Below are 13831 nucleotides of genomic sequence, written 5' to 3' on the forward strand. Positions count from 1 at the left end.
TGCATGATTTACGCTGATGATTGCCGGCAAGCCGGGAAATCGAAGCGTAAATCAGACACCGCTCGCTCTTGGCAAGGCGTAAGCGGCATCGGGGAAACGGCATGAGCCGTCAGGAAAACCGGCCCGGCAAAACGCGCCGGGATGCGCGGCACGAACAGCGTGCCCTTGGTGCGCAAGTGGCTTTCCACGCGAAAACCGGCGCGAGAAACGCCGGCAGTGATACCGACAGCCATGAATCGCCGGGCAGGTACGGCGCAGGCGACGCACAGCGTCTGAAGAAAACCTGAGGCGAAGGTAAAAAGTTTCAAAACCTGCAACTGATGCGAAGCGATTCTAGCAGGGTTTAATGATCCGTCAATGCTATAGCTTTGTGTTTCAATTACTTACAGTTATGATGAACACCGTTTAGGAGTGGCAACGCACACCTGGCGGGCAGTTTCGACGGGAATTTGCTGAATGTCTTCCAGCGCACGGACGCACACGCAGGTAAAATCGACAATCGCCAAGCGCGCAGCCGTCCCGCTCCCTCCGCTTGACCCGAGCGGCCTCGAGTCTCCAAACGACCATCGATGAAATATAAAGATCTGCGCGACTTCACCGCCCGCCTCGAAGCGCTCGGTGAACTGCGCCGCATCCGGCAGCCTGTTTCCCCCGTTCTCGAAATCACCGAAGTCTCGGACCGCGTCCTGCGCGCGGGCGGCCCGGCATTGCTGTTCGAAGCGCCGACCGGTCACACGATGCCGGTCCTCGCCAATCTGTTCGGGACCACGCGGCGCGTGGCGCTCGGCATGGGCATCGAGACGCAGACGCCCGCAGGCGCGACGGCGGAGCTCGGCAGCGACACCGCCGCCCTCGGTTCGCTGCGCGATGTCGGCCGGTTGCTGTCCGCGCTCAAGGAGCCGGAGCCGCCGCGCGGTCTGAAGGACGCCGGCAAGCTGCTGTCGCTCGCGAAAGCCGTGTGGGACATGGCCCCGAAAACGGTGAGTTCGCCGCCTTGCCAGGAAATCGTGTGGGAAGGCGACGATGTCGATCTCGCGCGCCTGCCGATCCAGACCTGCTGGCCCGGCGACGCCGGACCGCTGCTGACCTGGGGCCTCACGGTGACGCGCGGGCCGAACAAGCCGCGTCAGAACCTCGGTATCTACCGCCAGCAACTGATCGGGCGCAACAAGCTGATCATGCGATGGCTCGCTCATCGCGGCGGCGCGCTCGACTTCCACGAGTTCGCGCTCGTCAATCCGGGCAAGCCGTATCCGGTGGCCGTCGTGCTGGGCGCCGATCCCGCGACCATCCTCGGCGCGGTCACGCCTGTCCCCGATACGCTCTCCGAATATCAGTTCGCCGGCTTGCTGCGCGGCTCGCGCACCGAACTGGCAAAGTGTCTGACGCCCGGCGTCGATACCTTGCAGGTGCCGGCGCGCGCCGAAATCGTGCTGGAAGGCTTCATCTATCCGCAGGAAGGCGCGGCACCGCCCGCGCCGGAAGGTGCGCCGCCGCGTCCGTCCACGGGCGGCGCGGCGCGCTACGAGCACGCGCTCGAAGGGCCGTATGGCGATCACACCGGCTACTACAACGAGCAGGAGTGGTTTCCGGTTTTCACGGTCGAGAAGATCACGATGCGCCGCGACGCCCTGTTCCATTCGACCTACACCGGCAAGCCGCCCGACGAACCGGCCGTGCTCGGCGTCGCACTGAACGAAGTCTTCGTGCCGCTGCTGCAGAAGCAGTTCCCCGAGATCACCGACTTCTATCTGCCGCCCGAAGGCTGCAGCTATCGAATGGCGATCGTGCAGATGAAGAAAAGCTACGCCGGCCACGCGAAGCGCGTGATGCTCGGCGTGTGGAGCTTCCTGCGGCAGTTCATGTATACCAAGTTCATCGTCGTCGTGGATGAAGACGTCAACGTGCGCGACTGGAAGGAAGTCATCTGGGCGATCACCACGCGCGTCGATCCCACGCGCGACACCGTCATGGTCGACAACACGCCGATCGACTATCTCGACTTCGCCTCGCCGGTGGCGGGCCTCGGCTCGAAGATGGGACTCGACGCCACCAACAAATGGCCCGGCGAAACGCATCGCGAATGGGGCCGCCCGATCGTGATGGATGCAGCGGTCAAGCGGCGCGTCGATGCGCTGTGGACCGAAATCGGTCTCGACGACGCGGGGAAGAAGGCATGATCGCGGCGACGCTCTATCGCGGAAGCGCCATCGAGAATACGCATCGGGCGCACGTCGCGGTCGTCGATGCGAATGGCCGCGTGCTCCATTCGTTCGGCGATCCTCATCGCGTGACGCTGCCGCGCTCGGCCGCGAAGCCGGCGCAGGCGCTCGCGATCATCGAAACGGGTGCGCTTGAACGCTTCGCTTTCGACGATGCCGACCTCGCGCTGATGTGCGGCTCGCATAGCAGCGAGCCACGGCACATCGACCGCGCCCGCGCGATGCTCGCCAAGGCCGACGCGCACGAAGCCGATCTGCGCTGCGGCGGCCATCCGCCGATCTCGGACGCCGTCTACCGGGACTGGCTCCGCCGCGGCTTCACGCCGACGCCGGTTTGCAGCAACTGCTCCGGCAAGCACGCCGGCATGCTCGCCGCCGCCCGCGCGATGCAAGCTCCGCTCGCCGACTACCACTTGCCCGCGCATCCGCTGCAGGCGCATGTGAAGCAGACGGTGGCGCGCGCCGTCGATCTGCCCGCCGACGACGTGCAATGGGCCATCGACGGATGCAACCTGCCGACGCCCGCCTTCCCGCTCGACCGGCTGGCGCGGCTCTTCATGAAGATCGCCGCGGCGCGGGAAGGCTCGCCGCTCGGCCGCATCCATCGCGCGATGACGACGTATCCCGAACTCGTCTCGGGCGAAGGCCGTTTCTGCGAGCGGCTCATGCGCGCGTTCGGCGGCGCCGTTGTCGGCAAGACCGGCGCGGATGCGAGCTATGCAATCGGCGTGAAGCGTGCGCAAGGCGCGCTCGGCATCGCCGTGAAGGTGGAGGACGGCAACCTCGTCGTCATGCACGCGATCGTCGCGCACGTGCTGCATCTGCTCGACATCGGCACGCCGGAACAACGCGCGGCGCTCGACGACTTCCGTCACCCTGCGATGCGCAACACGATGGGCGTGGAAACCGGACGGCTCGACGTGACCCTGACACTGACCGGGGCACGATGATGCATTCCTGGTCGTTGATGTCCGACGGGTTTTTCCTGTCGCTGTCGCTGTGTCTGGATATCGGGATCGCGAACGTCGCGATCATTTCTCTCGCGCTGTCGCACGGCTTCAAGCCGGGGCTCGTGCTCGGCCTCGGGACGTGCGTCGGCGATCTGCTTTATGCGGGGCTCGCGCTCGCGGGCATGTCGGCGCTGCTGCAATTTTCCGCCGTGCGATGGGTCGTGTGGATCGGCGGCGGCATCGTGCTCCTGCTGCTTACCTGGAAGATGGCGCGCGAGGCGCTGAAGCCCGCGACCGCGCCGCCCGTCGAGGGCGAGGCGGACCCGCACGCGCCGCGTCAGAGCCACTTGAAGAGCTTCTTGCGCGGATGCCTGCTCGCGGTATCGTCGCCGAGCGCCATTCTATGGTTCGCAGCGGTTGGCGGCGCGCTGATCGCGAAGGCCGGCGCGACCAGCACGATGAGCGCATCTGTGTTTCTGCTGGGCTTCTTCTGCGGCGGACTCGGCTGGACCATCTTCATCTGCACGCTCGCGAGCCACGGCCGCAAGCGCGCCGGCACGCGCCTTTTGCGCGCGTGCCACGTGCTGTCGGCGGTGCTGTTCGCTTACTTCTCGTACAGCGTGATCATCGACGGCTACCGCGACCTCATCGTGCACGCGGCATCGTGACCATCGCCTGTCTCTTCAGGCGATGAACTGCGCGAGCCTCGCCAGATCGACATTACCGCCGCTCACGATCACGCCGACGCGCTTGCCTTCCACCGGCACGGTCTTCTGAAGCACCGCCGCCGCGGCGAGACAGCCGGTCGGCTCGACGACCATCTTCATGCGCTGCGCGAAGAACCGCAATGTGTCGATGAGCTGCGCGTCGCTGACGGTGACGATTCGATCCACATGTTCGCGGATGATCGGAAAGTTGTATTCGCCGACGTGCGTGGACGCGGCCCCATCGGCGATGGTGCGCGGCACGTCGATATGCACGATTTCGCCGCGCACGAGCGACTGCTGCGCGTCGTTGCCCGCTTCCGGCTCCACGCCGATGACCTTGCACGATGGCGACAGCGCCGCCGCCGCGAGCGCGCAACCGGCGATCAGCCCGCCGCCGCCGAGACACACGAAAAGGTAGTCGAGCGGACCGGTTTCCTCGATCAGTTCCTTCGCCGCCGTGCCCTGCCCCGCGATCACATGCGGATGGTCGTAAGGCGGAATCAGCGTCATGCCGCGCTCGTCCGCCAGCGCGCGGCCGATCTCCTCGCGATTCTGCGTGTACCGGTCATACGTGATGACCTCGCCGCCGTAGCCGCGCGTCGCTTCCATTTTGGCGGCGGGCGCGTCTTCCGGCATGACGATCGTCGCGCGAATGCCCGCGAGCTTCGCCGACAGCGCAATGGCCTGCGCGTGATTGCCCGATGAGTACGTGATCACGCCGGCGGCGCGCTGTGCGTCGTTGAAATGCGAGATGGCGTTGTATGCGCCACGGAACTTGAACGCGCCCATGCGCTGGAAGTTCTCGCATTTGAAAAACAGCGACGCACCCGCGATCTCGTCGGCGGTCCGCGACGTGAGAACAGGCGTGCGATGCGCGAAACCGTCGATGCGGCGGGCGGCATCGGCGACATCGTCGAAAGTCGGAGCGGGAAGTGAGGGCATCGGATGGAGCGTAATTTGAGGAAGCCACCATTCTCCGCAGTTCCGGCGCGAATCGGAATAGGCTGATCGCGTCATGCATAAAAAAACGCAAGCCCCGGACGGGACTTGCGTTTATCGGCTCGCGAGACGGCGATTATCTGTGCCAGCCGCCGTAACCGTGGCGGTAATACCCGTGCTGCCGCCAATACGGACGGCCATAAGGACGGCCGTAGTATCCGTATGGATAACCGCCGACCACGACCGCGGGCGGCGGTCCATAGACGACCGGCGGCGGCGGCGCCATATACACGGGTGCTGCGGGTGCGACATAAACCGGCGCAGGCGGCGCCTGATACACCGGATACGCCGGCACCCCGATGCCGACACCGATCGATACACCGCCCGCCTGCGCCGCACCGGCCCCGCCGAGCGCGAGCGCACCAACGACCAAAAGACCACTGAGCTTTTTCACTTTCTTTCTCCTCGCCGCTTTTGCCGGCCATCCGGCGCGCGACGTCATAGAACGAATTTAGCGAAAAAAACGGCGCGGCGCATGAGCCATGTGTTGCAGATTGCAAGTTCTCGCGAAACCGCCGGTCGGCCGGCAAACGACGGCCGAACGGACCGCGCCCGTCGGCACGCCTTGTCGGGGCGATCGTCGCGCAAGCCAATTCCCCTTTGGCCGGAAGCGGGTAACGTCTGATTACAAATAGATGAGGAGCCAAATGAAAAGCCCCGCTGGACGTACGGTTCAGCGGGGCTTTTGATGTTTTACGCTAACTCGATAATCGATCTCAGCCGACTTTCACATAAGCGAATTCCCGCGAGACATTCGGCGGGACATAGGCCGCGCCAATGACGACACGCGGCGTCAGGCGCTTCTTTTGGTCCCACCAGCGGCGGCGCTGAGCCTGACTCAAGAACCGCAGATGCTTTCGATAAGAGAAAATGCTCATGCGACCTCCGAACGTAGCGAATAAAAACCTTGGGGAAAAGCATGCATTCACGATCCGCGATGCGTTTTCCATTGGAAACCGTCTTTCTCTAAGTATTTCGCGCCCTGTTCGTCCATCAATGTACGCAAGGAAACCAAAACCCGCGATCGACGTGTGCTGAACCACATTTCAGCAGTAACCGTGCCGATTACTTAATCGCTTTCTATTTCTCGGGCGGGTCTGTGTCGATTGCGGTCATCGTATCGTGGCATTTTTCGCTTTTCGAGACAGTATCGCTTTGACAACATCAGGGTTTTCCGATGCTGCGAGCGCCCCGGCCGCGTGCTTGCAGTCGGCTTTCACCGAGTCGTGGCACAATCGCTGCCGCCTGTTCGACAACGCTCCCCAAGCGGCGCGCAAGCCATGTTAAGGTGACGTCCGGCGCCCCACCGGCATTGGCGGTGGGCGGGGAACGCAAGCCGCCGCCCGGCGAAGACTTCGGCGTGACATCAGCTCAGAGAACGAACAATGATCAAGGTCAGCCTTCACGACTCGCACGGCCTCATACGCCGCAACGCCCGCGTCATCGGGCTTTGCGCGCCCCGCTAGCGGCATCGCCCTTTCGCTTCTTTCCGGCCAGCTTTCGCTTTTCCGACCCCGGCGCGGCGTGTATGCCGCGCATGTTTCCAAGAGGACCCGAGATGTTCGGCGATATCGCCCGTTTTCTGCTCAACACCGTTTTCACCCTCTTCGGCGCGGCGCTGCTGCTGCGCGCCTGGATGCAGGTCGTCCGCATGCCGCCCTACAACCCGGTATCGAATGCCGTGATGCAGGCAACGAACTGGATCGTGCTGCCGCTGCGCAAGATACTGCCGGGCGGGAAGATCGACTGGGCGAGCATCGTCGCGGCGTTTATCGCGGCGGCAGTCTATGTAACGCTGATGGTGGTGCTGGCCGGCGTCGATCCGACGCTCATGCTGCCGATGCTGCTGCTCGTCGCCGTGCTGACCGTCGTCAAATGGGCGCTGAACCTCATCATCTGGATGACGATCCTGATGGCGCTGCTCTCGTGGCTCAATCCGCAATCGCCGGCGATGCCGCTGCTCTATCAGATCACTGCGCCGTTTCTGGATCCGCTGCGGCGCATCCTGCCGCGTCTGGGCGGCATCGACGTGTCGCCGATTTTGCTCTTCGTGATCGTGCAGGTGCTGTTGATGGTGGTGACGCGCCTCGCCGTCTCGATGACCCTCTTCGGCATCTGAAGCTCGTCGGATGCGCCGCCGCAATTGCGCGGCGGCGCTTCTTGCGCTTACAATAGCCGACTCACGCGGGCGTCGTATAATGGCTATTACCGTAGCTTCCCAAGCTACTGACGTGGGTTCGATTCCCATCGCCCGCTCCAGCATCACAGCGAAAGCCGCCTTCCTTCATCGAGGCGGCTTTTTAGTTCCCGCTTTCCGCGCAGCGCTTCCCCGCATCTTGCCTATTCTCGCCATGAATCACGATCCTGAGGACGACGTCAACGCCGCCGGTGAACCGGCAGACAGCCATGCATCGACGCTGCATCATCGCCGCATCCGCAGCTTCGTGACGCGTGCAGGCCGCGTCTCGCCAGGGCAGCAGCGTGCGATCGACGAACTCGGTCCACGCTTCGTCGTGCCATATACGCCCGAACTCGCCGACTGGGACGCCGTTTTCGGCCGGAAGGCGCCGCGCGTGCTCGAAATCGGCTTCGGCATGGGCGCGACGACGGCGGAAATCGCCGTGGCGCGTCCCGGCGACGATTTCATCGGCGTGGAAGTGCATGAGCCGGGCGTCGGCGCGTTGCTGAAGCTCATCGGCGAGCAGCAGCTCGGCAATATCCGCATCCTTCAGCACGACGCCGTCGAAGTGCTCGAACACATGATCGCGCCCGCGAGCCTCGACGGCGTGCACATCTATTTTCCCGATCCGTGGCACAAGGCGCGTCACCACAAGCGTCGCCTGATTCAGCCGAAGTTCGTTTCGCAACTCGTGTCGCGGGTGAAGCGGGGCGGCTATCTGCATCTCGCGACCGACTGGCAGAACTACGCCGAGCAGATGCTGGAAGTGCTGTCGGCAGAACCGGCGCTCGAAAATACCGCCGACGGTTATGCGCCGCGCCCCGATTATCGCCCGGTGACGAAATTCGAACGCCGCGGCTTGCGGCTCGGACACGGCGTATGGGACCTGGTGTTCCGGCGCAAATAAGCGCTCCGCACAAACGAAAACGCCACGGCAAGCCGTGGCGTTTTCGCATGCGTGGAAGTGCGGCGAATCAGTCCGCCCAGCTCAACCCGCCGCTATAGCCGACGATCAGAATGAGCAGCCCGAAACCGATCCGATACCACGCGAACGCCGTAAAGTCGTGCGACGCGACGTAGCGCAGCAGCCAGCGCACGCAGACGAACGCGCTCACGAACGCGGACACGAGCCCGATCGCGAACAAGCCGAGATCGTTGACGGACAGCGCGCGCCAGTATTTCGCCATCTCATAGAGCGTCGCGCCGAAGATGATCGGTATCGCGAGGAAAAACGAAAACTCCGTTGCCGCGCGCCGGTCGAGGCCGAACAGCATCCCGCCGATAATCGTCGCGCCGGAACGCGACGTGCCCGGAATCAGCGCGAAGCATTGCGCGAGGCCGACCTTGAAGGCGTCGGCATAGGTGAGGTCGTCGACGGAATGCACGCGCGGCGGCACGCCGCGATCCCGCTGACGCGCTTCCGCCCACAAGATGACGATGCCGCCGATGATCAGCGCCACCGACACCGGCACCGGCGAGAACAACACCGCCTTGATCTTCTTTTCGAAGAGCAGCCCGAGCACGATGGCCGGAATCGTCGCGATGATGACGTTCACCGCGAAGCGCCGCGCGTCAGGGCGCGTCGGCAATCCGCCCACGATGGAGCCGATCTTCGCGCGATATTCCCAGCAGATCGCGAGAATCGCGCCGAACTGGATGACGACATCGAACGTTTTCGCCTGGGCGTCGGTGAAATTCAGAAGACTGCCCGCGACGATCAGGTGCCCCGTGCTCGAGACTGGCAGAAATTCGGTGAGGCCTTCGACAACGCCCAGAACGAGCGCCTTCAACATGAGAATCCAGTCCATCCGTCAGCCCTTTGTTAGCTGTTTTCGCTGTTGGCGTGGAGCATTGCGCGCAAAGATTTCGGCTTACTTCTCGACAATCTGAACGCGTATGCCGTTTGAAAGGACTGTGATTGTACCGGGTTCGTAAGAAACACCGGCAAACTGCAATTCTTCGGGCTTGAACGTGTAGATCGGATAGCGGTCGAGCAACTGCGCGGCGAGCAGCGCGCCGGCGGCCGCAATTTGTTGGTTGTACTGCGCGGCGTCGCCGGTCAGCTGCGAATCGTCAACTGTCGGCGACATCAGGATGACCGAGCGGCTCGGGGCATCGTAGGCGAGTTGCGTCGATACCGTGAACGCGCCGTTCACCGGATTCGGCATGAAGGGCGTGGAAAGCCGCGCATCCACGCGCACCGTCACGCGATTGCGATCCGCCGCCATGCCGACGACGGGATTGCTCAGTACGACGTCGAAGATTTGCCGCGCGGTGCGCTCGAGCGGAAACTTGCGCGCGACCGCTTCCTGCACCTGCTTTTGTGAAAACGTGTAGTGATCCGGAATAAACGGAAAGATGGATGCAGCCCGCGCCGCCGATGCGAACGCGCACACCGGCAAGGCGGCAAGCCCGGCCAGCATGATCCGGCGCCGACGCGGCGCGACGGGATGAGTCATGCGGGGTTTCCTCGATTCGATGTTGGAACGGTGCTTTGACAGGCGAACTTCACTGCGGTTGCGTCTCGATCTCGAGCCTGCCGAGCCATGCGATCGCGTACTCGCGCGTGTCGCCGCACATCTCGGCCGAGGGCTGCAGCCCGCCGCAGCAAGCGGGCCGGCGCGGATCGCCGAAGATCCTGCAGCGCAGATCGTCGTCGAGCTGGACGCACGGCTCCCCCGCGCGCTTGCCGTGGGGCATGCCGGGAATCGCGCTCGTGATGGAAGGCGCGATGCAGCACGCGCCGCATCCTTCGCGGCAGGCATGAGGTGAGGAAGGCTCGGGAGGCATGGCGAAGTGGCAGACGAACGGCGAAAGCCGCATTGTCCCATGCCCGCGCCGGCTGCGACGTTATCACGCAACGCCGGTTCCTCTGCGCTCGCTAAACTCGGCGCAACGCACAGGCTTGCCATGACACTCGTCGACACTCTCTTCCGCCCGGACCTGCTCGCCCGCTACGACGCGCACGGCCCGCGCTACACGTCCTACCCTACCGCCGTCCAGTTCACGGATTCCTTCGACCCCGCGCATTACTTCGACGCAGCCGCACGCGGCGGCGCATCGGCGGACTTGTCGCTGTACTTCCACATACCGTTTTGCGACACCGTCTGCTTCTACTGCGGATGCAACAAGGTCGCGACGAAGAACCGCGCGCACGCTCGCCCGTATCTGGATCGCATGAAGCGCGAACTGGCGATGCAGGCCGCCTGCTTCGATACCGCCCGTCCGGTCACGCAGCTTCACTGGGGCGGCGGCACGCCCACCTTCCTGTCGCACGACGAAATGGCCGAACTGATGGCCGCCACCGCCGCGCATTTCAATCTGGTCGAGGACGAGCGCGCCGAGTATTCGATCGAAGTCGATCCCCGCGAGGCGTCGCCGGAAACCATCGGGCTGCTGCGGGCGCTCGGCTTCAATCGGCTGAGCCTCGGCGTCCAGGATTTCGATGAACGCGTGCAGCAGGCCGTCAACCGCATCCAGCCCCGCGCGATGACCGAAGACGTGATGCGCGCGGCGCGCGAGCACGGCTTCCGGTCGGTGAGCGCCGATCTCATCTACGGCTTGCCGCATCAGAGCGTCGAGAGCTTCACCCGCACGCTCGATGCCATCATCGCGCTCGCGCCGGATCGCGTGTCGGTGTTCGGCTACGCGCACATGCCGTCGCTCTTCAAGATGCAGCGTCAGATCGACGAAGCCGCCCTGCCCTCCCCCGCCATGCGGCTCGCGATTCTGAAGCGCGTGATCGAGCGCATGAGCGATGCGGGCTACGTCTACATCGGCATGGATCACTTCGCGCTGCCCGGCGACGAACTCGCGCGCGCGTACGAAGCCGGCACGCTTCAGCGCAACTTTCAGGGCTACAGCACGCACGCGGACTGCGATCTGATCGGCATCGGGGCATCGTCGATCGGCAAGGTCGGCCACGTCTATGCGCAGAACGCCCGCGAGTTGCCCGACTACGCCGCCGCCATCGACGCCGGCCAGTTCGCCATCCGGCGCGGCGTCCGGCTTTCCGCCGACGACCTCCTGCGCCGCGACGTCATCATGCGGCTGATGTGCGGCGGCACGCTGCGTTTCCCGGAGATCGAGGCGGCCCACGGCATCGCGTTCGCGGAAACATTCGCCGACGAACTCGCGCGCCTCGCGCCGATGGCCGGCGACGGTCTCATCGACATCACCGGCGACGCGATTCGCGTGCTCCCCGCGGGACGGATGCTCGTGCGCAACGTCGCATCGGTGTTCGACCGCTATCTGGGACAAGCGAGCCTTCAACGCTTCTCGCGCACCATCTGAGTCCGGCAGGCTGCGACGCCACTACGCCGTCGCACGAGTATTTCTTACTTCGCTGGCTTAGAATGACAGCCACCTTCGGCGCCCGGTCGCAGCCCCGGCTGATGATCGCGCCCGCCCTTACACCGCCGATGCGCGCCGAAAGCGCCGCATCGGACGCCGTCCGGCATGCGTGAAGCGAAGCCTGCCGCCGGCATGCTACTGCCCGACGCCATGCCAACCACATCGCCGCAGTTCGCCCCGCTCGCCCTCCTCGCCGCCGACCTGAGATGCGGCCGCACGACCAGCCGCGCGCTGATCGAAACGGCGCTCGAACGTATCGCCGATCCGAACGGTCAGGGCTCGACCGTCTTCACGCACGTCGATGCCGACCACGCCCGCTCCGCCGCCGACGCCCACGATGCGCTGCGCCGCGCCGGCACGGTGCTGTCGCCGCTCGCGGGCATTCCGGTGTCGGTGAAGGACCTGTTCGATATCGAAGGCCAGGTGACGCGCGCCGGGTCCCGCGTGCTCGCGAACGCCGCGCCCGCGAAAGCCGATGCCGTCACCGTCGCGCGGCTGCGGCGCGCCGGCGCGGTGATCGTCGGGCGCACCAACATGAGTGAATTCGCGTTCTCGGGACTCGGGCTCAATCCGCACTACGGCACGCCGCGCTCGCCGTATCGGGCCGACGTGCCGGGCGATGCGCGCATCGCGGGCGGATCGTCGGCGGGTGCGGCGGCCTCGGTGGCCGACGGCATGGCGGCCGTCGCGCTCGGCACCGATACCGGCGGCTCCATCCGCATTCCCGCCGCGCTGTGCGGCCTGACCGGCTTTAAGCCGACGGCGAGCCGCATCCCGAAGCAGGGCGGCATTCCGTTGTCGAAGACGCTCGATTCGTTCGGGCCGATCGGCGTATCGGTCGCGTGCTGCGCGCTCGTCGACCGCATTCTCGCGGGCCGCGAGCCGGATGTGCCCGCCACGCGCCCGCTCGACGGCGTGCGCCTCGGCGTGCTCACCAACTACGTGACGGAGGGCATCGAAGCGCCGGTCGCTCAGGCGGTGCAGGCCGCCGTCAATCATCTGGCGGCGGCAGGCGCGCTCGTCGATGACGTGCGCTTCGCCCCGCTCGACCGCCTGCCCGAACTGAACCGTTTCGGGCTCGTGTCGATCGAAGCGTATGCGTGGCATCGCAAGCTGATCGCCGGGCATTCCGCCGACTACGACCCGCGCGTGCTCGCCCGTCTGATGCGCGCCGAGACGGCGAGCGCCGCCGATTACATCGAGCTCTGCGAGGCCCGCGCCGCGATGATCGAGGCCGCGCGCACCACGCTCTGGCAGCGTTTCGACGCGATTCTCTGCCCGACCGTGCCGGTTCTGCCGCCGCGCATCGCGGATCTGGAGGGTGAAGACGAGCTTTTCAATCGGACCAACGCGCTCATTCTGCGCAATCCGACCACCTTCAATTTTCTCGATGCGTGCGCGTTGTCGCTGCCGTGCCATCCGCGTGGCGGCGCGCCGGTCGGCCTCATGCTCGCGGGCGCGCCGAACAGCGACGACACGCTGCTGTCGATCGGACGCGCGGTCGAGGCCGTACTGGAAACGACGCGCTGACCGCGCTGTCGCGTCTCGCTCGCGCCCTCGGGGCGTCGCGTTAGAATTCCTGCGCGAATCCCCGGGGAATGGGGTACTTCTTTCTCGAATCGTTGCGCAATAATGAACAACCATCTACATCACTTCACGATGCACGAGGATGACCGCGTGCTGCGACGCGAGCGCCGGCTTCTTTCGCTGCTCGGCTTCGTGTGCCTCGGGCTCGTCGGCGGTGCGCTGTACCTGCAGTTCTTCCACGGTGAGGACCCCTGCCCGCTGTGCATCATCCAGCGCTATTTCTTCCTGCTCGTCGCCGTGTTCGCGTTTCTCGGCGCGGGCCTCAACGGCTGGCGCGGCATTGCCGTGCTCGAAACGCTGGTGGCGATATCCGCGCTCGGCGGCATCGTGACGGCCGTCCGGCATGTCTACATCCAGGCGCATCCGGGCTTCAGCTGCGGCTTCGATGCGCTGCAGCCCGTCGTCGACGCCCTGCCGCCCGCGCGCTGGCTGCCGCAAGTGTTCAAGGTCGCGGGGCTGTGCGAAACGCCGTATCCGCCGATTCTCGGCCTGAGCCTGCCGCAATGGTCGCTCGTGGCGTTCGTCATCATCTTCGTGCTCGTGCTCGCGAGCCTGTTTTCCAAGCGCAAACTGCGCGCCGCCGCCGCGCGCTGATCCGCCTATACCGCGCGGGGGATTCGTCGCCCGCGCGCGTCGCCAGCTCCCCGCCTCGCATTTCGCTTCCCCGCATCAGCGCTTCCGCATAACCTAGATACCGTCCCGAAAATATTTTTGGGATATTGCGGTGCTATGGTCGAGGCTGGATGGCGATCTACGTGCGCGCAGTTCGTTTGGCCGAGCTTTCGCCGGCGACGGAAACCGCGTAACGCGCGCCCGGTCCGCAATGTCCCTGCT

The 13831-nt window shown here is 65.0% G+C and carries 15 protein-coding genes and 1 tRNA gene; 10 read left to right on the forward strand and 6 right to left on the reverse strand.

Annotation, left to right across the window (positions count from 1 at the left end; translation table 11 throughout):
- Window positions 1-101: 101 nt before the first annotated feature.
- From P9220_RS00165 to P9220_RS00180, 4 genes are all read left to right on the forward strand, one after another.
- Window positions 102-287 carry a hypothetical protein gene (locus P9220_RS00165; protein WP_309763020.1) on the forward strand — a complete coding sequence of 62 codons (186 nt, stop codon included), beginning with the start codon at window positions 102-104 and terminating at the stop codon, window positions 285-287.
- Between the two features lie 282 nt (window positions 288-569).
- Window positions 570-2180 carry a UbiD family decarboxylase gene (locus P9220_RS00170; protein WP_309763021.1) on the forward strand — a complete coding sequence of 537 codons (1611 nt, stop codon included), beginning with the start codon at window positions 570-572 and terminating at the stop codon, window positions 2178-2180.
- Window positions 2177-3172, forward strand: a complete 996-nt coding sequence (locus P9220_RS00175; RefSeq protein ID WP_309763022.1) for an asparaginase — start codon at window positions 2177-2179, stop codon at window positions 3170-3172. Before P9220_RS00170 ends, P9220_RS00175 begins: the two co-directional genes overlap by 4 nt.
- Complete coding sequence (locus P9220_RS00180; RefSeq protein WP_309765317.1) at window positions 3172-3840, forward strand: LysE family transporter; 669 nt, start codon at window positions 3172-3174, stop codon at window positions 3838-3840. Before P9220_RS00175 ends, P9220_RS00180 begins: the two co-directional genes overlap by 1 nt.
- A gap of 15 nt (window positions 3841-3855) precedes the next feature.
- Here P9220_RS00180 and P9220_RS00185 read toward each other — a convergent pair whose 3' ends face one another.
- From P9220_RS00185 to P9220_RS00195, 3 genes are all read right to left on the reverse strand, one after another.
- Entirely contained in the window at window positions 3856-4821 is a 966-nt protein-coding gene (locus P9220_RS00185; protein WP_309763023.1) for a threo-3-hydroxy-L-aspartate ammonia-lyase, read from the reverse strand.
- A 133-nt stretch (window positions 4822-4954) separates the two neighbouring features.
- A complete protein-coding gene (locus P9220_RS00190) occupies window positions 4955-5272 on the reverse strand; it encodes a hypothetical protein (protein ID WP_309763024.1) in 318 nt (105 codons plus the stop codon).
- Between the two features lie 322 nt (window positions 5273-5594).
- Window positions 5595-5756 carry a hypothetical protein gene (locus tag P9220_RS00195; protein WP_250450752.1) on the reverse strand — a complete coding sequence of 54 codons (162 nt, stop codon included), beginning with the start codon at window positions 5754-5756 and terminating at the stop codon, window positions 5595-5597.
- 680 nt (window positions 5757-6436) lie between these two features.
- Here P9220_RS00195 and P9220_RS00200 point away from each other — a divergent pair.
- From P9220_RS00200 to trmB, 3 genes are all read left to right on the forward strand, one after another.
- Complete coding sequence (locus P9220_RS00200) at window positions 6437-6997, forward strand: YggT family protein (RefSeq protein ID WP_309763025.1); 561 nt, start codon at window positions 6437-6439, stop codon at window positions 6995-6997.
- Between the two features lie 65 nt (window positions 6998-7062).
- Window positions 7063-7137 (forward strand) — tRNA-Gly (locus P9220_RS00205).
- A gap of 92 nt (window positions 7138-7229) precedes the next feature.
- A complete protein-coding gene (gene trmB / locus P9220_RS00210) occupies window positions 7230-7964 on the forward strand; it encodes a tRNA (guanosine(46)-N7)-methyltransferase TrmB (RefSeq protein ID WP_309763026.1) in 735 nt (244 codons plus the stop codon).
- Between the two features lie 67 nt (window positions 7965-8031).
- Here trmB and P9220_RS00215 read toward each other — a convergent pair whose 3' ends face one another.
- The 3 genes from P9220_RS00215 to P9220_RS00225 all read right to left on the reverse strand — a co-directional run bounded on the left by P9220_RS00215 (window position 8032) and on the right by P9220_RS00225 (window position 9847).
- Window positions 8032-8865 (reverse strand): undecaprenyl-diphosphate phosphatase, encoded by an 834-nt coding sequence (locus P9220_RS00215; protein ID WP_309763027.1) that lies wholly within the window; start codon window positions 8863-8865, stop codon window positions 8032-8034.
- Between the two features lie 63 nt (window positions 8866-8928).
- On the reverse strand, window positions 8929-9516 hold the full coding sequence (locus P9220_RS00220; RefSeq protein ID WP_309763028.1) for a DUF1439 domain-containing protein: 588 nt from the start codon (window positions 9514-9516) through the stop codon (window positions 8929-8931).
- Window positions 9517-9565: 49 nt separating this feature from the next.
- Window positions 9566-9847 carry a YkgJ family cysteine cluster protein gene (locus tag P9220_RS00225; protein ID WP_309765318.1) on the reverse strand — a complete coding sequence of 94 codons (282 nt, stop codon included), beginning with the start codon at window positions 9845-9847 and terminating at the stop codon, window positions 9566-9568.
- A 120-nt stretch (window positions 9848-9967) separates the two neighbouring features.
- Here P9220_RS00225 and hemN point away from each other — a divergent pair, with 120 nt between their 5' ends.
- The 3 genes from hemN to P9220_RS00240 all read left to right on the forward strand — a co-directional run bounded on the left by hemN (window position 9968) and on the right by P9220_RS00240 (window position 13591).
- Window positions 9968-11350, forward strand: coding sequence for an oxygen-independent coproporphyrinogen III oxidase (gene hemN, locus P9220_RS00230; protein WP_309763029.1), 1383 nt, complete (start codon window positions 9968-9970; stop codon window positions 11348-11350).
- A gap of 210 nt (window positions 11351-11560) precedes the next feature.
- Window positions 11561-12940, forward strand: a complete 1380-nt coding sequence (locus tag P9220_RS00235) for an amidase (RefSeq protein ID WP_309763030.1) — start codon at window positions 11561-11563, stop codon at window positions 12938-12940.
- Between the two features lie 129 nt (window positions 12941-13069).
- The gene (locus P9220_RS00240; protein WP_309765319.1) at window positions 13070-13591 is read left to right on the forward strand and encodes a disulfide bond formation protein B; all 522 of its coding nucleotides are present in this window, start codon (window positions 13070-13072) and stop codon (window positions 13589-13591) included.
- The last annotated feature ends 240 nt before the right edge of the window (window positions 13592-13831 follow it).

Origin of the sequence: Caballeronia sp. LZ016, assembly GCF_031450805.1 — a bacterium.
Taxonomy (GTDB): Bacteria; Pseudomonadota; Gammaproteobacteria; order Burkholderiales; family Burkholderiaceae; genus Caballeronia.

What these genes read in the sequence shown, in the direction of transcription:
- P9220_RS00200 (WP_309763025.1), top strand. Translation starts at nt 6,437, where the DNA reads ATGTTCGGCGATATCGCCCGTTTTCTGCTCAACACCGTTTTCACCCTC.
- P9220_RS00195 (WP_250450752.1), bottom strand. Translation starts at nt 5,756, where the DNA reads ATGAGCATTTTCTCTTATCGAAAGCATCTGCGGTTCTTGAGTCAGGCT.
- P9220_RS00175 (WP_309763022.1), top strand. Translation starts at nt 2,177, where the DNA reads ATGATCGCGGCGACGCTCTATCGCGGAAGCGCCATCGAGAATACGCAT.
- P9220_RS00165 (WP_309763020.1), top strand. Translation starts at nt 102, where the DNA reads ATGAGCCGTCAGGAAAACCGGCCCGGCAAAACGCGCCGGGATGCGCGG.
- P9220_RS00220 (WP_309763028.1), bottom strand. Translation starts at nt 9,516, where the DNA reads ATGACTCATCCCGTCGCGCCGCGTCGGCGCCGGATCATGCTGGCCGGG.
- hemN (WP_309763029.1), top strand. Translation starts at nt 9,968, where the DNA reads ATGACACTCGTCGACACTCTCTTCCGCCCGGACCTGCTCGCCCGCTAC.
- P9220_RS00215 (WP_309763027.1), bottom strand. Translation starts at nt 8,865, where the DNA reads ATGGACTGGATTCTCATGTTGAAGGCGCTCGTTCTGGGCGTTGTCGAA.
- trmB (WP_309763026.1), top strand. Translation starts at nt 7,230, where the DNA reads ATGAATCACGATCCTGAGGACGACGTCAACGCCGCCGGTGAACCGGCA.
- P9220_RS00240 (WP_309765319.1), top strand. Translation starts at nt 13,070, where the DNA reads ATGCACGAGGATGACCGCGTGCTGCGACGCGAGCGCCGGCTTCTTTCG.
- P9220_RS00225 (WP_309765318.1), bottom strand. Translation starts at nt 9,847, where the DNA reads ATGCCTCCCGAGCCTTCCTCACCTCATGCCTGCCGCGAAGGATGCGGC.
- P9220_RS00235 (WP_309763030.1), top strand. Translation starts at nt 11,561, where the DNA reads ATGCCAACCACATCGCCGCAGTTCGCCCCGCTCGCCCTCCTCGCCGCC.
- P9220_RS00180 (WP_309765317.1), top strand. Translation starts at nt 3,172, where the DNA reads ATGCATTCCTGGTCGTTGATGTCCGACGGGTTTTTCCTGTCGCTGTCG.
- P9220_RS00170 (WP_309763021.1), top strand. Translation starts at nt 570, where the DNA reads ATGAAATATAAAGATCTGCGCGACTTCACCGCCCGCCTCGAAGCGCTC.
- P9220_RS00185 (WP_309763023.1), bottom strand. Translation starts at nt 4,821, where the DNA reads ATGCCCTCACTTCCCGCTCCGACTTTCGACGATGTCGCCGATGCCGCC.